Source organism: Asticcacaulis sp. MM231, assembly GCF_964186625.1.
GTDB lineage: Bacteria > Pseudomonadota > Alphaproteobacteria > Caulobacterales > Caulobacteraceae > Asticcacaulis.
This window is the reverse complement of sequence record NZ_OZ075108.1, coordinates 647,358-667,021: the sequence shown is the minus strand read 5'-3', so window position 1 is coordinate 667,021 and position 19,664 is coordinate 647,358. Positions and strand designations below refer to the sequence as shown.

Genomic DNA, 19,664 nt, shown 5'->3' with positions numbered 1-19,664 from the left:
CTGTCACGCGACGACAGATCGCACCTACAGGCAGGAAGATACCATGACCCCTTTCATCCCTTCACGTCGGCATATGCTGTTCGGCAGTGCGGCGCTTTTGAGCGCAGGCCTGCTGGCCGGGTGCAGCAAGGCCACCGACACCGCCGCGCCCAAAACAAAATCCGTGCTGGATACCTGGCCGGTCGGGATGCAGCTCTGGACGGTCGGTGCCGAACTGGCCAGGGATATTCCAGGCACACTGAAAGCCGTCAAGTCTGCAGGCTATGATGTGGTCGAGACCGCCGGCCTCCAAGGCAAGACGGCGGTGGAGTATAAGGCCTTCATCGAAGCCGCCGGCCTCAAAATTCGTTCGGCCCACACCAACATGCCCAGCCTGATCGATCATATGGAGCGCGATATCGCCGATGCCCTGGCGCTTGGCGCCGAATGGCTGGTGTGCTCGTCACCGAAGACACCGGCGCCCCTGCCCGCCGGTTCCGACTGGATCGTCGGCATGACCAAGGCCATGACCGCCGACGCCTGGAAGATGAACGCCGAGCATATGGCGAAGATCGCACCGATCGTCACCGGCGCCGGGCTGAAATTCGCCTATCACAATCACCCGATGGAATTCAAAGATCTGGGCGGCGGCCAGACCGGCTACGACATCCTGATGTCGGCGGCCCCGGCGGCGCAGTTGCGCGCCGAACTCGACATCGGCTGGGTGGCGGTGGCCGGCCTCGATCCGGTGACCACGATGAAAAAATACGCCGATCGCCTCGACCTGCTGCACATCAAGGACATGATCAGGGACGACAAGCAAGCCGCCGGTTTCCGCTCAACCGAAGTCGGCCATGGCATGATAGACTGGAAGCCCGTCTTCGCCGCCGCGCAGGAGCTGGGCGTGAAGACCTATTTCGTTGAGCAGGAACCGCCCTTCCTCAAGCCGGCCATCGAATCGCTGAAAGACAGTCGCGCCTTTATCGCCTCACTTTAACGATAGCTCAGGCTCAGCCAGACAGCGCGGCCAGTATCGTAGTTGATCGTGCCATCGTTGCTGCGCTGGATTGGCACCGCCGCATCAAGCGCATTATCAACCCGCACCGATATCCCCATATGGGGCGTAAAGGCGTAACCGGCGGACAGGTTTAGCTTGCTGTAAGCCTTTAGCGGCAGGGCATTAAGGTCATCCTCAAAGCTCTGACCTTCAAACACCACATCGGCGCGCAAATCGACCTTGGCCAGCCGTCCCGTCATGCCGACGGACGCGCTGTAATCGGGCGCCTGCGCCGGTTGCTTGCCATTGACCGCGCCTGACGCGCCGGCGACGCGGGCATGGGTCACGGTCAGGGAGGATGTCAGGCTTAACCGTTCGCCAAGCACATAGCGGCCTTGCGCTTCCATACCATAGGCGCGGATCTCCCCGACATTCTGGCGCTGGCGATAGGCGCCACCGGCCGGCACGAAACCCGCCAGCGGGAAGGTGCCAGGACCAATACCGAGCGTCACATTGGTGATCGGATCGGTTACCACATTGTAGAAGAGATCGCTATCCAGCGATAGCCGCGCGCCGGCAAAGCGCCAGCCGATTTCGGCGCCTGTCAGGGCTTCCGGTTTCAGGTCGGCATTGGCTTCGGTGATATCGTTGCCAACGCGGAACGGCCGGTAAAGCTCATTGAGGCTGGGCGGCCGGAAACCGTTATAGGCCGCCACACGCCACGTCGACTGCGGCGTCAACGCATAGGCCAGCCCAAGACGCGCCGAGGCGAGGGTCTGTTCCTTGCCCGGCAGGGCGAGCTCGAGCACCGGCAGATGGGTGGTCAGGTCGGTCTCATAGCGATGCGCGTTGCACGTGCGCCACTGATCGACACGCAGCGCACCGGTCAGGGTCAGGAGGCCGCGAAAACGCGTGCCCTCAGCGTAGACACCGATCAGGGTGTTCTCGCCACCGGCCACCCGATAGCGCGTCGGCGCGCCCGCCATATAGCGGTAATATTCGCGCGACTCTCCATCGCCCGTGCGGGCATCGATGCCGATCTCCCATTCTGATTTCGGCGTTTGGTGACGTATGGCGGCATTGAAGCCATTACCTGTGGCCGGTGTCTTGACCTGATCATTGGCCAGCGTGGTCGCGACGCGGCCCGCCTGCACCGAGACCGAGCGGTTGGCGAGATCGGAATCCTTGTGCCAGATTTGCAGACGATACCCGTTGCGATCCGCTGTCGGAGCGCGTGTATAGGCCAGGCTGACCTGATCGCCTCTGGAGCGCGCCATAGCCCCTTTGAGGCCGGTCTCGCGGACGCTGTCATAGCCGCCGGCCAGCAGCGACAGCTCGCCCTCACCCACCGTCCACTGGCCATTGACCAGCACGCTTTTATCGCGGCCGTAGGTTTCGACATCGGCCGCGCCGCGCTGGCTGCCGTGCACCGGCACATCGCCGTGCAGGGTTTGGTCAAGCAGGTGGATGCCCAGACCGCCGACCGCAAAACCACCGGCAAAAACATGACTGTCGTTATCGCTGAGACTGGCCTCGGCATAGGGCTGCAGGGCCTGCGGCGGCACCAGTGACAGATCGGCCACGCCGGTCAGCGCGCCGGCACCATAGGCGCCGCCACCGGCGCCACGCACGACGTGGGCGCTGCTCAAGGCTTCAGGCGGAAGCGCGGCCCAGATCACCCAGCCGCCGAAGGGGTCGTTCTGCGGAATACCATCCAGCGTCACCAGAGCGCGACCGGCGCCGGAAGGGGCAATGGCGCGCAGGCTCATGCCCTGCACAGTGGGGTTGGCGGTCAGGCTGGAGGAACGGCGGAACAGCGAGGCCTGCGCAGCGTCTTTCAAGGTCTGGTCCGCTGCCGCGCCGCGCTGGAGCGCATCGCGCGTGATATCGACACGGCTGAAAGCGGCATCACCCACATAGGCGCTGAAACGATGGGCGCGGACGATGACCTCGGTCGGCGCTTCGGCCTGCGCCATTCCGGCCAGTGCGATCAGGCCAAGTCCAAGGTATGTCATGCTCGTCTCCGCCGGTTACAGGCGCTCCTCATCGCCGGAATAAAATAAGAAATCCACTCTATTTTCAAAGAAGGCTGGGTCTCAGGGCAGGCTGTAGGCGATGATCTCTCCGCCCGGCTTAACCTTGGCGTTCTTGCCGCCGCCGGCGCTGATGACGACATACTGCTTCTTGCCCACGCTGTAGGTGGCGGGGGTGGCGATACCGGCCGCCGGCAGGATGGTTTGCCACAACAGCTTGCCGGTTCGCTTGTCAAAGGCGCGGAACCTGTTGTCGTAGACCGTGGCGGCGATGAAAACCACGCCACCGGCCGTCACCACCGCGCCACCATAGTTCTCGCTGCCGGTCGTCTGATCGGTCAGTTCGGGATAGCCGCCGAGCGGGATTTTCCAGGCATATTCGCCGGTGTTGACATTGATCGCCGACAGCGTGCCCCACGGCGGCGCGATGGCCGGATAGCCGTCCGGATCGAGGAATTGCGTATAGCCATCGAAGACATAAGGGTCACCGTCAGTCGAAGGATAGGCCGGCGCTTCTTTCTGCGCGGTCTGCCTCGGATCACCCTTGAGATAGCCGATGAGGGCGGCACGGTCGGCCGCATCGAACTGCGCAAAGGCCGGCATCCGTCCACCACCTACCGTGATCTGGCGTTCGATCTGGGCGTCGGTCAGGCGCTGCGCCACCCCGACCAGAGACGGAAATTCCGGTGGAGAGCCCTTGCGCTCGACACCATGACAGGTGGCGCAGGCGTTCTGGTAAAGCGCCTCGCCGCTGCGCCCCGCGATCATCGGCGGCTGTTTCTTGACCTTCAGAATCCACGCCATTTCGTTGGCGTTGACATAGAGCAGGCCGGTCTGCGGATCGTAGGCCGCACCGCCATATTCGGCGCCACCGTCCATGCCGGGCAGCAGGATCGTGCCGCCGATCGAGGGCGGATCAAATGCCCCGCGCGAACGCACAGTGGCGAAGGTCTTGGCCACCGCCGCATGGGCCTCTGGCGTGCGATGGGTCAGCAGATCGGCCGTCAGGGTCTGGCGGGTGAACGGCTCCGGCTTGAGCGGCAAAACCTGCGTCAGGGAAGTGATTTCGCCCGGAATATCGGAGGGCGCCGGATGTAGTTCCTGCAAGGGATAGAGCGATTGGCCGGTCAGGCGATCGAGGATAAAGACCACGCCCGCCTTAGTGACCTGCGCCAACGCCGGCTTGCCGGCCACTGTGATCAGGGTCGGCGGGGTCGGCGGATCACGATCCCAGACGTCGTGTTTCACCAGTTGGAAATGCCAGCGCCGCTTGCCGGTGGCGGCATCCAGCGCCACCAGCGAAGTGCCGAAAAGGTTGTCGCCGGCGCGATCGCCGCCGTAGAAATCCTTGTTGCCCATGCCGGCCGAACCGAGCGGCACATAGACAATGCCGTTCTCCGGATCAAGCGTCAGCCCCGACCAGGCGTTGGCCCCCATGGCGGTCTTCCAGGCGTCCTTCGGCCAGGTCTCGTAACCCGCCTCGCCCGGATGCGGGATGGTGTGGAATATCCACTTTAGAGCGCCGGTACGAACATCATAGGCGCGGATATGACCCGGCGTATTCCCAGTCGAGCCCATGATGATCAGGTCCTTGTAGACCACGCCGGGCGTCACATTGCTGACCGAGATGGTGGACGGATCGCGGCCGAGGCCCGCCTTGAGATCGACCTCGCCATTATGGCCAAAGCCGTCGATCAGCGCGCCGGTGCGGGCATCGACCGCCATTAGTTTCGAGCGGAAGGTGAAGAGGATGCGCTCTTCACCGGCGTTCGACCAGTACGAAACGCCGCGCAGCCGCTGCTTGGTGTTCACCACATCACCAAAGGCCGGATCGAAAACCCATAGCTGTTCGCCCTTGGCAGCATCGAGGCAGAAGATGCGCCCCTTGGGCGACACGGCATAGAGTTGGCCGCGAATGATCAGCGGATTACCCTCCATGTCGGAGCCGCTGCCGCCTTCGCCGAAGCCATCGCCGGTATCGAAGCGCCAGGCCACTTTAAGGTTTTTGACGTTGTCGGTGTTGATCTGGTCGAGCGTCGAATAGTGCGTGCCGTTGGCGTTGCCGTGATAGACAGCCCAGTCGGCGCCGGAGGTCGATGAGGTGCCGTCGATCGGACGCTGGCCGGAACAGGCGGCGAGTGCGAACAACAGGCTCAGGCCAATGGCTTTGGTTACGTGCATGGGCTTTCCTCCGCTGGCTATTTTTGCCCGCTTGAAAGCCAGATAATCATGAGTTGTTATCGATTACAACTTTGCGCTTTTAACCGGCGGCTTGCCGATCAGGTGAGCCAACGATGACGCCGCCATCGGCTTGCCGAACAGATAGCCCTGCATGGCGTGGACACCCGCCGCCTTGAGGTGGCTGTGCTGGCTACCGGTTTCGATGCCTTCGGCCGCCACCTGCATCCCGAAGGCCCGGCCTATGCCGGTGACGGCCTGGATGATCGCCAAAGCTTCCAGAGCAGCGCGCGGCTCGCCATCAAGCGCCATGACGAATTCGCGGTCGATCTTGATCTTGTCGAACGGGAAACGGTGTAAGGCCGTCAGCGAAGAATAGCCGACGCCGAAATCATCGAGCGCCAGCTTAATGCCCAGATTGCGCAATTTACTGAACAGTTGCCGCACGCGGTCAGGCTCGCCAAGAAAGGCCGTTTCGGTCACTTCCAGCACCAGCCGTTTCGGATCAAAGCCGGTCTCATCGAGCAGCGCACGCACGCCAGCCACAAATCCCGGCTTGTCGAGTTCGATCGGCGAGACATTGATAGCGACCGGGATATCCCAGCCCGCGGCGGTTTCCAGGACGCGGCGGCGCGCGAAGGTGCCCAGACGTGTGATCAGGCCGGAACGCTCGGCCACTGGAATAAAGACAGCCGGACCGATGGGGGCGCGGTCACCGCGATGCCAGCGCATTAAAGCCTCGGCGCTGATGACCTCGGTGCCGGTGCGGTCATAGATCGGCTGATATTCCATCTCGAAGGCATTGGCGGCGATATCGGCCTCCATTTCAAGCACCAGCGTCGCTTCGGGATCGTCCTTTGACGCGGCCACGGCGGACGCGGCTTTTTTCTTGGTCTTGCTTTTCGCTGGTTCCAGCTTGGTGGGTTCAGATTGGGCCTCATCCGCGATGATCACGGCCAGACCGGCCAGCGTCCGTTCCACCCATGATGCAGCCAGGGCGATCTCTTCGGCCGAGACGGCACGGTGCTCGACGCGGATGGCGCGCTCAATCGCGCCAGCCACGCTGGAGACCGCCTTGGCACCGATATTCAGACTCATCGCTTTCAGCGCATGGGCCGAACGCGCCAGACGGTCCTCGTCGCCCTCGGCGTGGGCGGCCTGCATGGCGGCGATGGCCTGCGGACCATGGCTGCGATAAAGCCCGACAACACGGCGGACGAAATCACCTCGGCCCTTGTTGATGCCCTCTAGCAGAGAGCCAAGCACGGCGCGATCGAACAGATCGGCGTCGTCCTCCGGCAACACCAGAACCGCTTCCTCGGCCACGATGTCGCGCACCGGCGCTTCACGCAAGGTTTCCGGCAGTAGCGAGCGGAGACACTGCGCCATATCTGGCAGGGTGAAAGGCTTGTGCAGCACATCGTCCATGCCCGCCTCTTTCCACGCATGGGCGGCAGGGCCGATAATGCGGGCAGTAAGAGCCACTATCGGCAGGCACTTATCCGTCTCTCTGGCGCACCATTGCCGCGTCGCCTCAAAGCCATCCATCACCGGCATGGAGCCGTCCATAAGCACCAGATCGAACGGTTCCGCCGCCATCTTCGCCAGGGCATCGGCGCCATGGACTGCGACGCTGGCCTGGATACCGAAACGCGCCAGTGCCTCGATAGCGACTTCGCGGTTCAGTTCGTCGTCATCGACCACCAGGACGCGCGCCGTGGGATAGCTGGCGTCGACGCCTTCGGGATCTGCGTCGGTATCATGAAGTTTGAAATCATCATCATCGCGCAGACGCTCGATCAGGGCGTCTATATCGCGATGACGTAAAGGACGCGGCAGGACGCAAGCCGCACGGCCTTCGCTGACCCATTGCCCCGCCTCGTGGTCTTCCGGATGGGCCAGCAGCACCAGACGCTCCGGCGCCACGCCGGCATCGAGAGTCATGCGGCCGGTTGCATCGGCCAGCACAAGCCGCGGCTTATCGGGACCGAAGCGGACATTGGCCTGCTGGAAGCGCTGCATCACCGCATCATGTTCCATATCCCCGCGCACGAAGACATGGACGACCGGCCGCACCAGATCATGAATGACAGGCGGCGCGCAGGTTTTCATGCTGTCGTCGAGTGCCGGCATCCGCACATGGACCTGCGTACCTTGATTAGGTTTTGGACCCTGCTCGCTGGTCACGGCGATGGCGCCGCCCATGGCCTCGATCAGGCGTTTGGACATCGACAGACCTAGGCCGGTACTGCCAAAACGGCGCGTCGTCGTCTGGTCTTCCTGACTGAAGGCGGCGAAAATCGTACCCAGCTTGTCACGCGTGATACCGATGCCGGTATCCTTGACGACCAGACGCCAGAACCCGGATTTTTTGTCGGGCTCAATGGCGATGATTACATGGCCTTTTTCGGTGAATTTCAGCGCGTTGGACACGAGATTGGAGACGACCTGTCCTAACCGCACCGGATCCGCCGGCACCAGACGCGGTGCGTCCGGATGGGCATGGACCACCAGTTCCAGCCCTTTTTCACGAGCACGGTCCTGAAACAGCATGACCGTGTCATCGACCAGATCGAGGATATCGACCTCGCAGGTTTCGACCTCCAGCTTGCCGGCCTCGATCTTGGAAAAATCGAGAATATCGTTGATGACCGCCAGCAAGGTGCGGCCCGACTTGGCGATGGTGCGGGCGTGGCGTTTGGCGCGCGCCGGCAGGCTTTCGGCGGCCAGCAGTTCGGCCATGACCATCACGCTGCTCATCGGCGTGCGGATTTCGCGGCTTAGGGTGGCGAGGAAATCCGACTTGGCGGTGTTGGCGGCCATCGCCTCGTCGCGTGCATCCTGATAATCGCGGGTGCGTTCGGCCACCTGGTTTTCCAGACAAATCAGATGCGCTTCCAGCTTGCCGTCGCGGACGCGGATGGCATCGATCATGGCGTTGAAACCGGTCACCAGCGTGCCGATCTCATCCCTGGCATCGACCTTTGTCTCGACCCGGCGCGAATAGTCGCCATGGTACGAGATGGCCTCCACCGAGGCGGTCAGTTCTGTCAGGGGCCGGATCATGGCGCCGTGCAAACGACGCACAATGTAAAGGGCGATGCCAAGCGCCAGGATCACCAGTCCGAACACACCCGCCAGGGCCTGCAACAGGGTTCGGGTAAAATCCTCCGAGCGGTGGATGATGACCACCTGCCCGATCTGGTGGCCGCCATTCATGACCGGTGCGTGGACCTGAATCGTGCGGGTCGTCACCAGCGCCATGACGCTGGGGTGACGGCTTTCAGCATCGAGCGACACAGCGCCTTTCAGGCCCACGGCAGCGCCCATTTCTGCGATGACCGAGCCGTCATGCGCCTCGACGCGCGCATAGGTGATACCGGGGGTGCGGGTGACGGAGCGCAAGGTATTGAAGGCGCGGCCGCGGTCGTTCATCGCCACGGCATCTTCGCTGCCCGAGGCCAGAATATCGGCCGCGGTCTTCATCACCGACCAGCGCGACTTGGCTTCGCGCGTGGTTTCGCGCACGATGAACAGGCCGGCGACCGGCAGGGTTGACAACATTACCAAGCCCATAACGAGCCAGGTCAAACGTCTGAAAAGGGAGCGCCCACCGCCGCTGGCCGTCCGTACTTTTGTCATATGGCCCACAACTCGATACCGCACCCACCTGTACTGGCGGCCCTACGTCACGGCGCAGGCGAAACCTGTCGCGAAAGCCGTACGACCAACCTAACCCGCAAGTCTTAAAATCTGGCTGACAGGATTTCCCCGGAGCTTCGGCGACACAAAGGACAGCTTGCGGTCTGGCCTCTGCGGCGTTAGCCTTGGGTTCGCCATTCGGAAAGCCGCATGCTCAATCCCAAATCCCCTCTCTCCGCCCTGCTCCATGCCGACATGCGCCCGGGCACGATCGAATGGATCGGCCTGCGCTCACAACGGCGCGGCCCGCTGACGGTGGTCGAGACGGTGGAACTGGATACAAACGCCGGCGTGATCGGCGATCACTACAACAACCCCAGACGCGGCACGCGCCACGTCACGCTGATCCAGCGCGAAGACTTAAGCGCCATCGCCAGTTACCTCGGCCAGGACGTCACGCCCGAACAGCTCCGCCGCAACATTGTGGTCAGCGGCATCAACCTGCTGGCACTCAAGGACAAGTTGTTTCGGCTGGGCACGGCCTTGCTGGAAATGACCGGTGAATGTCACCCCTGTTCGCGCATGGAGGAGACCTTCGGCGTCGGCGGTTACAACGCCGTGCGCAGCCACGGCGGCATCACAGCGCGGGTACTGGAAAGCGGCACGGTCAGGCTGGGCGATGCGCTGACGGCTTTGCCCTTGACGTAAGACCGTTACGGCCGCAATCATCCGTCTTCGGAGCAGGGGGCTGTCATGAGTGTTAACCGAAAAACCGGCCTGTGGGGCATCGCTCTTTACGGTGCCGCGATGAACTTCAGCATCCGCTGGCTGGCCACCGGTGCTGCCACCGGTCTTGTGGCCCTGCCGATCTGGATCGCCGCTGCCGTTTTGTTTCTCATCCCGCTCGTCTGCGCCACGCTGGAGCTTTCCGCCCGCTATCCCGAAGAAGGCGCCGTCTATGCCTGGGTGCGCGAGACCCAGGGCCCTTTCGCCGGCTTCATGACCGGCTGGCTCTACTGGGCCTGCAATATCCCCTATTTCGCCAGCCTGCTTTTCTTCATCGTCAACCTGCTCGGTCAAGCGCTGCGCGGTATCCCGGGGTGCGAACCCGTTGGCGTCGTGATAGGCCAGCCGCTTGGTGCCTTCACCGCCGCCACGGTGATCCTGACCGGGGTGGCGGCGATGCACGCACGGGGCTTCGGTGTCGGCAAATGGCTGCCGATCGCCTCGGCCGCCGTCTCGGTCACGCTGCTGTTCTTCATCCTGTGGGCCGCCTTTTATCTCACCGATATCTACGGCCCCGCCACAAATTTCGCCGCCGCCGACTACACGCCCCCGTTCGATGCCAATGGCGCGATACTGTGGGCCACCATCGTCTTTGCCTTTGGCGGCATCGAAGGCGTGGCGCTGATGCGCAATGATCTGAAGGGCGGGGTCAAGACCATCGTTTCGGCCCTGATCCTGATTGGCCTGCTGCAGACCCTCGGCTATGCCGGCGGCACCGCCGCCATGCTGGCCATCGTGCCGCAGGACGTGGCGTCGCGGCTCGGCGGTCTGCCCGATGCGCTCGGCGTGGCGCTGAACCGGCTGCACGTCCATGCCTGGCAACCCTATGTGCTGGCGGCCACCGCCCTGACCTTCCTTGGCGGCATGAGCGCCTGGTTCGGCGCGGCGGCACGCCTGCCCTTCGCCATCGGGGTTGACCGCATGTTGCCGAAGGCCATCGGCCATACCGACCCGAAGACCGGCGCACCGACCGTGGCCATCCTCATTCAGGCCGTGCTCGTCGTCATCGTCATGGGTCTGAGCACCTTCGGCTCCACCCTGGCCGGCGCCTATGATTTCGTCGTTAGCATGGGCGTGCTAACCTTCATCATCCCCTATCTATGGATGTTCATCGCCTATTGGAAAGCGCAAGGCCAATCGGATCGCAAACTCGACTGGCGCACGCCCGGCGGTAAAACGGGCGCCAAGGCCCTGGCGGTTCTGGGCTTTGTCGTGGCCTTCAGCGCTATCATGGGCAGCATGGCGCCCAGCCCCGCTGAGGCCGATCCGCTCGGCGTCTTTCTCAAGCTTCTGATCGCCTCTGCCGTTCTCATCGCCATCGGCGCGGCCATCTATGCCGTCAACGCCTTCCGCAACAAGGGTCAAGCCTGAATGGACACCACTGACACCCCGCCCAAGCAAAAGGCGCCGGTCACCGCGCCGGCGATCTGGTATGCCGATCCCGCCTGCTGGCCGATCGAGCGCAAACACATCTTCGCCAACAACTGGCAGTTCCTGACGCATGAGAGCGCCCTGCCGAATGCGCGCGACTGGCGCGCCGATACACTGGCCGGCTATCCGGTGATCATCGTACGCGGGGATGATGGTGCCCTGCGCGCCTTTCACAATGTCTGCCGTCACCGCGCCGGACCGCTGGTGCGCGAAGACGCCGGCACCTGCGACGGAGCGATGACCTGCCAGTATCACGGCTGGCGCTATACGCTGGATGGCCGCCTGCGCGCTGCGCGTGATTTCGGCGCAGCGTCCGATTTCGATCCGCGCGATTTCGGTCTGTTCCCGGTGCGCCTGCAGATCTGGCGCGGGCTCATCTTTGCCGGCATTGGCGACGACCTGCCCGATCTGCTGAGCCAGATGGCGCCACTCGATGCGCGGCTGGGCGATGCCGACTGGTCAGGGCTCAGGGGCGGTTTACGGCGCACACATTTGCTGGAGTGCAACTGGAAAACCTATGTCGAGAACTATCTCGAAGGCTATCATGTGCCGGCCATGCACCCGACGCTCGATGCCGAGATCATCTCCGAGCAGTATAAGGTGACGGTCGATGGCAAGGTCGTGCTGCACGATGCGCCGCCGAAATCACCCGAGGCTGTTTATGATGGCCTGTGGGGCTGGGTGTGGCCCAATATCGGCATCAATGTCTATAACCGCGGCCTGATGATCGAGCGCATGTCACCGGTCGGACACAAGCAGACCCAGCTCGATTACCTCTACCTGACGCCGGGTGGCGAACCTGTGCCGGACGCCACCCTCGCCATGTCAGATCAGGTGACGGCCGAGGACAAGTGGATCGCCGAAAAGGTGCAGGAGAACCTCAATGCCGGGGTTTACGAGACCGGCCGGTTATCGCCCAGGCACGAAATGGCCGTGGCGGCTTTCCAGCAATGGGTTGGTGAATTTCTCACGCGTTGACCCATTGCCGTCAGTATCCCCTGTCAGGTTAGATCACCCCTAGTCGTGCCGCAAAGCCTTGCCGGGTTCCGTGCTGGCCGCACCGAAGGCGACGCCCGCCACGGTCATCAGGGCGATGATCAGGGCCGCCGCCGAAGCTGCCGGGAAAATCCATAACGGCATGGAGATGGCGTCATCAAACTGTGCCAGCCAGTGCTGCAAGGCCAGGGCGCCGAGGGGCCACGCCAGCAGACTGGCGATGGCGACAGGGCGCAGGAATTGCAGGAGCAACAACCTGACAACCTGTCCCCGCGAGGCGCCGAGCACCTTGCGCACGCCGATTTCACGGATACGGCGCGAGGTATTGAAGGCGGCCAGACCGTAAAGACCGAAACAGCCGATCAGGGCGGCGATGCCCGTGCCGATGCTGAAGAGATGGCTGCGATCGCGTTCGGGCTTGTAATACTTGTCGAGGTTCGCAGCCACCGACGCCACTTCAAACGGCACGCCAGGTGCGATTTGGCGCCACAGGCCGCGCAGGCGTTCGCGCATCTGCGGCTCGGATACGCCCTGATAACGTACCATGCCGACCACAGCATAGGCGGCATGGGCATCGAACAGATAGAGCTTGGGCGGGATCGCCTCATTGGGATTGTAAAAGCGCATATCTTCGACGACGCCGATAATACGGACATGATAGTCATTACTGAAGGTAGCCGGCTGACCGATCGCGGCCAGTGGCGTGGCGAATCCCATGTACTTCGCGGCCTTACGACTGATGATGACGTTGTACACACGTTCCTTGTCAATCTTCGCCCAGTCCCACATCTGGTCTTCGCCGCGCTGGGTGTCGAAGAAGCGGCCGGCGATGAGTTTCGCACCCATCAGCTCGAAATAATCCGTACCCACGGTCGAAAAATTCACTGTGGGCGATAGGCTGATGTTATCCGACTGCCCCGGCCTGACAATGTTAGAACTGTTGACTGTGTTTTGGTCACCAGGAATCGCGTTGCCGACACTCGCGGCGATGACACCCGGCACGCCCCTGACCGAGGTCATGAAGGCGTCGCGCTGGGCCTGACTCACCCCGACATTGCGAAAGGCATTGATCAGCATGACATTATCGCGCTTGAAACCGATATCCGCCTTCTGAATATGGTCGATTTGCTGGATAAAGCCCATGATCAGAACAAAGGCCGTGACGACGGCCGTGAATTGCACCATGGCCAGCGCCGCACGCACCAGACCGCCCATGCGGCCGCCGCCCGGCGCACGGCTGGACGCCAGAACCTGCGCCGGTTTGAAAGCCGCCAGCACAAAGGCCGGGTAAAGCGCCGCCAGAAGCCCTGCGCCCACCACAGCGCCCAGCAACGAGAGAATCCACACACCATCATTCTGATAATCGAGCGACAAAGACAGCCCCCCCGTACTGTTGATCAGGGGCAGGCTCAATTCAACGCCTGACAAGGCCACCAGAAAGGCCAGAAGCATGGTCAGGACGGCCTCGCCGAGAAACTGGAGCCGCAGGACCGCAGGCGCAGCGCCGAGGGTCTTGCGTACCGCCACCTCGCGCGCCCGCATACCGGCACGCGCCGTTGCCAGATTGATGTAATTGATAAGCGCCAGTGCCAGCGCCACGATGCCGACCAGACCCAGCGAAACGATCGCCGACTTGAGCTTCGGATCCAGCAAATGGATTTCCGAAAGCGGGACCACCTTCAGTTCGAGCAGGGTATGCGGCTTCACATCGGCTCCGAAGGCGTTGCCCACCTGACGATCCGTGAAGGCCGGCATCTGCGTCTCGAAGGCCTTCGCTTCGGTGGCCGTCTTGAACTTCAGAAACGTGAAGAGCTGGCTTGATCCCCAATGATGCCAGGTCTGCGGCTCAAGGGCCGCGCGTTGCGGGGTCAGCAGCCGAAGAATACCGAATTTCATATCGGTATTCTTCGGCAGATCGCGAATCACCGCGCTGACCGTATAGGTCTTGTAGCCTTCCACATCGCTCAAGGTCAGCGGTCGGCCTATCGCATCCGTGGTGCCGTAATACTTGCGCGCCATCGCTTCACTGACCACGACCCGGGACGGCTCGGCAAGAGCGGTGGCCGCATCACCCCGCAGCATCGGCACTTTCAGGAAGGTCAGGAAATTGGCGTCCACCAGTTCGATCTGTTCGCCGAAAACCTCCGCGCCCTTATGGACGATCACATCACCGCTCCAGTCGCGCGTGCCTTCGATCTGCGGATAGGCGGTTTTCAGCTCCTCCAGCAGGCCGCCCATAGACCCCATCTGGATATCATCGTTCATGCCGGGAAAATGGTAGCGCGTGCCCATCATGTAAATCTGCGGCCGCTCCGGGCTCCAGCTTTCGTAAGAGGTCTCGAAGCGGTAAAGCAGGCTCAGAGCGATGAAGACGGCGATGCCGAAGCTCAGGCCCAGCAGGTTGAGCAGTGCATAGAGCGGGTGACGAACAAACGAGCGATAAAAGGCGGTAAAGGCGCTCTTGAGCATCACAGCACCTGCGCGACAGAAGCGACCAGTTGGCCGTCGAGGATATCGACCTGACGCGTGGCCTGATCGGCGTGGCTCTGCGAGTGCGTGACCATGATGATAGTGGCGCCGGCGGCATTCAGGCCTTGCAGAATCTGCATCACCTGCGCGCCGTTTTCGGTGTCGAGATTGCCGGTCGGTTCGTCCGCCAGGATCAGGTCGGGCGAGCCGACTATAGCGCGGGCGATGGCGGCGCGCTGCTGCTGACCACCGGAAAGCTGGTGCGGGAAATGGCGGGCGCGGTGAGCGATTCCGACCTTGTCCATGGCGCTTTCGATCGCCTTGCGGCGCGAGCCTTTCAGGCCGCCGCGATAGAGCAGGCCCAGTTCGATATTCTCATAAATGGTCAGGTCATCGACCAGATTGAAGCTCTGGAAGATGAAGCCAAGATGACGGGCGCGGTGTTTGGCCAGGCCGGTTTCACTCATCTTCGCGAGATCCGTTCCATCAAACAGATAGGCGCCGGATGTCGGGCGATCGATGGTGCCCAGGATATTGAGCAGGGTCGATTTACCGCAACCCGAAGGCCCCATGATGGCGACGAATTCCCCGCGCTTGATATGCAGCGAGATATTATGCAGCGCCGTGGTCTCAACCTCGTCCGAACGATAGAGACGGGTGATGTTCTGGAGTTCGATCAGGTTGGTCATTTTGCGCTCTGAGTTAAACGAAGATGTTGGGCTTTGAGGAAATTGGAGGTGCCGCCGGTGATGACGTGTTCGCCGGGCTTGAGGCCACTAAGGATTTCGACATATTCCGGATTGCGACGGCCGACAGTGACAACACGGCGGCTGGCCTTATTGCCGCTGCCATCCAGCACGAAGATCGAGGCGCCGCCGGTGTCATTGAGCCAGGCGCCGGACGGCACCAGCAGGGCCTGTTGGGTGGCGCCGAGCGACAGGCGGACATCGATGGTTTCACCGCGCTTGAGATCGCTCGGCATGGCGTTATCGAATTCCAGCTCAACGGTGATGCGGCCATTATTGACCTGCGGGAAAATCTTGCTGATATGGACCGTCACCGGCTTGCCGTGCACATTGGCATTGGCTTTCAGGCCTGTGCTCAGGCGCGACAGATAGAACTCATCAACCTCGGCCTTCAGCTTGTAGGTGCCCTCAGAGTCGACCTCACCAAGCGGATCGCCCATCTTAACGGCCTGGCCAGGCTTGAGGTTGAAATCCGTCAGGCGGCCCTCGACCGGCGCCGTCAGGTTGAGGGCGTTCAGGCCATTGCGCACCTCGTCACGGCTGCGGCGCAGATCATCGGCCGAAGCGCGAATCTGCGCCGCCTGCGTTGTGTAGAACTGTGCCTGTTGCGCCTGCGTCGCCTTGAGGGCAGCCAGGCGCTGCTTCTGATAGGCAACCTCGTCGATATAGGTCTGGACGGCGGCGTCATTGAGCACACCATGGTCGCGCAGCATCTTATACTTCACCATTTGTTCCTCGGCCCTGTGCAGGGCGTAGGCGACATCGGCGATGGCCTGTTCGCTGGCCTGCTGCGAGGTTTGCAGATTCATGAGCTGGTTGTTGGTGTCGCTCAGGCGAGCGGAGATATCGGCCTCGCGCGACGATACCTGAAGCGTCAGATCGGGATTGCCGAGCATGGCCAGCGGCTGGCCGGGCGTGACCATCGCGCCATCCGACGCCACCACGCTGATGACACGGCCATTGGTTTCGGCGGTGATATAGGTGATCTCCAGCGGCAGGACGCCGGCGCGCAGGGCGACATAGTCCTGAAACGCGCCCATGGTCACCTCGCCGGTGTCGAGCGTATCAGCGGCGACCGTCGCGGTGTTGGCGGCCGGCATGAAGACGAAGGCGGTCAGCGTCAGGGCAAGGGCGATGGCGGCGGCCGCGCCGATCTGCACAGGGCGGCGACGCCACCAGGGCTTGGTGAGCAGACGATCGGTGCGGGCTGTTTTTTGAAGACTATCGGGCATGATAAGAGGCTAACACAGGTTTCGCCATAGACATAAACCACTCTTTTTATTTGACTTTCAGGCTTTTTGACCGCTTAATGCGGCATCATAACCACTCAAAAGTGTCCGTTTTCGAACATGTCCAAGCCGCCGCGCACCGCTCTGTTTCTTGATGACGACGCCGATATTCTCGACGCCGCCGGGCTGGTTTTAACGCGCCACGGCATGACCCTGATCAAGGCGCAATCGCCCGAAGAGGCCCGCGAAAAGCTGGCCGCCACGCCGGTTGATATCCTGTTGCTCGATCTCAATTACCGGCGCGGCGATACCTCGGGCGAGGCCGGCCTCAATTTTCTGGCCGAGCAGATGCGGCTGACCCCGGCCCTGCCCGTGGTGGTGGTCACCGGCCATTCCGGCATGAGCATCGCGATTTAGGCCATGCGGATGGGGGCACAGGATTTCGTCGTCAAGCCGTGGAACAATGAGCGCTTCATGGCCAGCATCCATGCAGCCCTGGCCGCACCGCGCGCGGTCAGTTCGCCCGTGCCGCCGGCCGATCTCAATCTGGAACGCTCGGAAAAAGAACTGATCAAGGAGGCGCTGAACCGCCACCAGTTCAATATCTCCCAGGCCGCCAAGGATCTCGGCGTCACGCGCGCGGCGCTTTACCGGCGAATGGAAAAGCATGGACTATAGGCGCGTCCTTCTTCCACTGGTCGGTCAGGGCGGCGTCTTCGTGCTCGGTGCCTTCGCCTGGCTGGCCTTCACCAAGGGACTCTATGCCAGCGCCCTGGTCTGCGCCCTGGGGGCTATTACCCTGGCCACCATGGGACTGACCCATAACGCGTTCTCTTTCGGACGCGATCTGCTGAAACGCAGCCAGACAGGAGCCACCTTCACCTCCGAACTGAGCCGCCGGCGCCTGCAGGTGCTGCTTGACCAGACCCCCTCGCCCTTGTTGCTGCAACCCAATAGCGGGCAGTTGATCGCGGTCAACCGCGCCGCCCGGCAGTTGTTCGATGTCTCCTACGCCCTGCCGGTGGCGGCGCGCAAGGCGCTGCTGGGCGAGGCGACGACTCTCGGATTGGCCCATATGAGTGGCCAGATCAAATGGAAGGGCCAGACCTTCGCCGTCCATCTGGCCGAGATGGAAGAAGAGGACGCCCTGTCCCATCTGGCCGTGCTGACCGATATCTCCGCCGATGTGCGCGCAGCCGAGGCCAGCGCTCTGCGCGATCTGCTGAAAGTGCTGAATCACGAACTGATGAACGCCCTGACGCCGGTGGCTTCGATGAGCAAGAGCGCACTCGACTTGCTGGGCGACGACACGCCGGAATCTCGCGCTCAGGCGGCAAAAGCGCTGGAGCGCGTGGTGGCCCGCACCGAAGGGCTGACCGACTTTATCAACGCCTATCGCGCGCTCACCCGGTTGCCGTCACCGGTGATCCGGCCGTGCGGGCTTGGTCTGTGGCTGGACGTGCTGACCGAGAGTTTTGAAGCGCAGTGGGCCGACAAGGGGGTGCGTTTTGAGCTGGAGACAGATGGCGCCGACCTGTCGCTGCTGATGGACGAGGACCAGATGTGGCTGGGGGTGTCGAACCTGCTCAATAATGGCGCGCAGGCGGCGCTGGAAAAGCCGGATGCGCGCGTGCGTCTGCGCCTGAAACGCGAGGGCGATGTGATGGTTTTCGAGGTCGAGGATTCCGGCAAGGGTATCCCGACCGAGAGCGCCGATCAGGTCTTTATGCCATTCTATTCGACCAAGGTGACCGGCACCGGCGTGGGCTTGAGTTTGGCCCGCCAGATCGTTCAGGGTCATGGCAGCGCATTGTTGCTTGTGCCAGTTCAGGCATTGCGGCCCGATCCGCTTGGCGGTGCGTGCTTCCGATTTCAGGTCAGGGTGGCATAGAGGCTACGGTGTCGCCCCGCTCCCCCGCTACAGGGGAGGGTGAGTTCTTTTCTTTATCAAACGCCCATGCGGTAGAGGTTCAGCCTTGAGTTGCGTGCTAGTGTTGTGACTTTAACGCCTGTCGCCCCCTGGCGACCTTTTCAAGAATGTCTGTAGCGGATTTGGTCCAAACGAAGGGCTTTGGATCGGCGTTGTGATGATCGAGATAGTCTTGAATTGCGCCTTCGAGTTCGGCGACACTCTTGAACACGCCGCAGCGGATGCGATCGCCTGTTATCAAGCCGAAAAAGCGTTCGACCTGATTGAGCCAGGACGCCGAAGTGGGGGTGAAATGCATGTGGAAGCGAGGATGTTTGGCCAGCCATGCTTTGACCGCCGGATGCTTATGGGTGGCATAGTTGTCGGCGATCAGGTGCAGGTCGAAGCCCTTGGGCGTGCTGCGGTCGATGAGTCGAAGGAATTTGAGCCATTCCTGGTGCCGATGACGTTTCATGCATTCGCCGATCACCCTGCCGGTGGCGACATCGAGGGCGGCGAACAGTGTCGTCGTGCCATGCCGCTTATAGTCGTGGGTCATCGTTCCCGCCCGCCCCTTCTTCATTGGCAGGCCCGGTTGGGTGCGGTCCAGCGCCTGGATCTGTGACTTCTCATCGACCGAGAACACCAGTGCCCGGTCCGGCGGATCAAGATAGAGACCGACGACGTCCGTCACCTTCTCGACGAACTGCTTGTCGTTCGACAGTTTGAACGTCTTGGTCAAATGGGGCTTGAGCCCATGCGCGCTCCAAATGCGCTGTACGCTGGTGTGGCTCAGACCCACCGCCTTGGCAAGCGTGCGCGCGCTCCATTGCGTGGCAGCCGGTGGCTTCTGTCGCAGCGTCATCTCGACCACACGCGCAATGACTTCGGCGCTCAACGGCGTCTTACGGCCAGGCCGGGTCGCGTCGCGCCCAAGCCCATCGACACCCTGCTCAAGATAACGATCGCGCCAGCGGTAGGCCGTCTTCTTGGTCTTGCCCAGCGTCCGCACAATCGACGCCAAACTCGCCGCGTCCGCCCACATCAGCACGATCCGCGCACGCCAAACAAGCTTCTGCGGCGTGTTCCGGTCCGCCACCCAACCTTCCAACCGCACCCGAGCCTCAGGCGACAGCAACAGCCTTTTGTCCATGTCCATCGACACAGAACTCGCATATTTGCAAGATCAAGGGAATCCATCCGTTGATTCCGCAACACTAGCCGGCTAGCGACGCGGGTACTAAAGTACCCACTAGCGACGACTGCGAC

Annotated in this window: 14 protein-coding genes; 7 read left to right on the top strand and 7 right to left on the bottom strand. The window is 62.2% G+C overall.

The annotated features are described in order from the left end of the window. The first annotated feature begins 43 nt into the window (after positions 1-43). Entirely contained in the window at positions 44-976 is a 933-nt protein-coding gene (locus ABQ278_RS03110; RefSeq protein ID WP_349321163.1) for a sugar phosphate isomerase/epimerase, read from the top strand. On the opposite strand, the gene ABQ278_RS03105 is transcribed toward ABQ278_RS03110, so the two are convergent. The 3 genes from ABQ278_RS03105 to ABQ278_RS03095 all read right to left on the bottom strand — a co-directional run bounded on the left by ABQ278_RS03105 (position 973) and on the right by ABQ278_RS03095 (position 8,751). Next, positions 973-2,991, bottom strand: coding sequence for a TonB-dependent receptor domain-containing protein (locus ABQ278_RS03105; RefSeq protein ID WP_349321162.1), 2,019 nt, complete (start codon positions 2,989-2,991; stop codon positions 973-975). The genes ABQ278_RS03110 and ABQ278_RS03105 overlap by 4 nt on opposite strands. A gap of 81 nt (positions 2,992-3,072) precedes the next feature. After that, positions 3,073-5,190 (bottom strand): PQQ-binding-like beta-propeller repeat protein, encoded by a 2,118-nt coding sequence (locus tag ABQ278_RS03100; RefSeq protein ID WP_349321161.1) that lies wholly within the window; start codon positions 5,188-5,190, stop codon positions 3,073-3,075. Positions 5,191-5,253: 63 nt separating this feature from the next. After that, complete coding sequence (locus ABQ278_RS03095; protein ID WP_349321160.1) at positions 5,254-8,751, bottom strand: EAL domain-containing protein; 3,498 nt, start codon at positions 8,749-8,751, stop codon at positions 5,254-5,256. 288 nt (positions 8,752-9,039) lie between these two features. Between ABQ278_RS03095 and ABQ278_RS03090 the strand changes: the two genes are divergently transcribed. The 3 genes from ABQ278_RS03090 to ABQ278_RS03080 are packed head-to-tail and all read left to right on the top strand — an operon-like array spanning position 9,040 to position 12,024. Beyond that, positions 9,040-9,537, top strand: a complete 498-nt coding sequence (locus tag ABQ278_RS03090; protein WP_349321159.1) for an MOSC domain-containing protein — start codon at positions 9,040-9,042, stop codon at positions 9,535-9,537. A 45-nt stretch (positions 9,538-9,582) separates the two neighbouring features. Continuing rightward, positions 9,583-10,986 (top strand): APC family permease, encoded by a 1,404-nt coding sequence (locus ABQ278_RS03085; RefSeq protein WP_349321158.1) that lies wholly within the window; start codon positions 9,583-9,585, stop codon positions 10,984-10,986. Beyond that, positions 10,987-12,024, top strand: coding sequence for an aromatic ring-hydroxylating dioxygenase subunit alpha (locus ABQ278_RS03080; RefSeq protein ID WP_349321157.1), 1,038 nt, complete (start codon positions 10,987-10,989; stop codon positions 12,022-12,024). Positions 12,025-12,063: 39 nt separating this feature from the next. On the opposite strand, the gene ABQ278_RS03075 is transcribed toward ABQ278_RS03080, so the two are convergent. Genes ABQ278_RS03075 through ABQ278_RS03065 form a run of 3 tightly spaced genes read right to left on the bottom strand, consistent with a single transcriptional unit; the run spans position 12,064 to position 16,489 of the window. Next, positions 12,064-14,511 (bottom strand): ABC transporter permease, encoded by a 2,448-nt coding sequence (locus ABQ278_RS03075; protein WP_349321156.1) that lies wholly within the window; start codon positions 14,509-14,511, stop codon positions 12,064-12,066. Beyond that, positions 14,511-15,200, bottom strand: coding sequence for an ABC transporter ATP-binding protein (locus ABQ278_RS03070; protein ID WP_349321155.1), 690 nt, complete (start codon positions 15,198-15,200; stop codon positions 14,511-14,513). The genes ABQ278_RS03075 and ABQ278_RS03070 overlap by 1 nt, the downstream gene beginning before the upstream one ends. After that, positions 15,197-16,489 (bottom strand): efflux RND transporter periplasmic adaptor subunit, encoded by a 1,293-nt coding sequence (locus ABQ278_RS03065; protein WP_349321154.1) that lies wholly within the window; start codon positions 16,487-16,489, stop codon positions 15,197-15,199. Before ABQ278_RS03065 ends, ABQ278_RS03070 begins: the two co-directional genes overlap by 4 nt. A 117-nt stretch (positions 16,490-16,606) precedes the next feature. Between ABQ278_RS03065 and ABQ278_RS03060 the strand changes: the two genes are divergently transcribed. Genes ABQ278_RS03060 through ABQ278_RS03050 form a run of 3 tightly spaced genes read left to right on the top strand, consistent with a single transcriptional unit; the run spans position 16,607 to position 18,377 of the window. Further along, positions 16,607-16,903: a response regulator gene (locus ABQ278_RS03060; RefSeq protein WP_349321153.1), complete on the top strand. Its 297-nt coding sequence runs from the start codon at positions 16,607-16,609 to the stop codon at positions 16,901-16,903. A 9-nt stretch (positions 16,904-16,912) separates the two neighbouring features. Then, positions 16,913-17,164 (top strand): helix-turn-helix domain-containing protein, encoded by a 252-nt coding sequence (locus ABQ278_RS03055; protein ID WP_349321152.1) that lies wholly within the window; start codon positions 16,913-16,915, stop codon positions 17,162-17,164. Then, positions 17,154-18,377 (top strand): ATP-binding protein, encoded by a 1,224-nt coding sequence (locus tag ABQ278_RS03050; protein ID WP_349321151.1) that lies wholly within the window; start codon positions 17,154-17,156, stop codon positions 18,375-18,377. Before ABQ278_RS03055 ends, ABQ278_RS03050 begins: the two co-directional genes overlap by 11 nt. Positions 18,378-18,474: 97 nt before the next feature. Here the strand turns inward: ABQ278_RS03050 and ABQ278_RS03045 are convergent, their stop codons facing one another. Further along, positions 18,475-19,554: an IS630 family transposase gene (locus ABQ278_RS03045; protein ID WP_349319295.1), complete on the bottom strand. Its 1,080-nt coding sequence runs from the start codon at positions 19,552-19,554 to the stop codon at positions 18,475-18,477. Between the last annotated feature and the right edge of the window lie 110 nt (positions 19,555-19,664).